Source organism: Paraburkholderia sp. SIMBA_054, from assembly GCF_046534875.1.
Classification (GTDB): Bacteria; Pseudomonadota; Gammaproteobacteria; order Burkholderiales; family Burkholderiaceae; genus Paraburkholderia; species Paraburkholderia hospita.
The window spans coordinates 1-262 of sequence record NZ_JAWRXV010001016.1; the positions used below are offsets into that span (position 1 = coordinate 1).

Consider the following 262-nt stretch of genomic DNA (forward strand, 5'->3'; position numbering starts at 1 on the left):
TGGCGCGCGTGATGGGTAATGAAGTTGGGCTGAAATTAATGCCGCTCACCACCCAGCAACATATCGATTTTGTGCAGTGTACGTTTGCCCGTGCGGATACATGGGCGCTCTGGCAGGACAGCTATCCGGAAGATAAGCCGCTGGAAAGTCTGCTGGATATTCTGAAGCTCGGCTTCCGTGGCTACCGCCATCTGGCGGAGTTTGCGCCTTCTTCGGTGAAGGGCATATTCCGTGTGCTGACTTCTCTGGTTTCCTGGGTTGT

General features: G+C 54.6%; 1 protein-coding gene. It reads left to right on the plus strand.

Annotation, left to right across the window (positions count from 1 at the left end; translation table 11 throughout):
- On the plus strand, positions 1–262 hold a 262-nt coding region (locus SB822_RS58215; RefSeq protein ID WP_410859258.1), incomplete at both ends, for a hypothetical protein.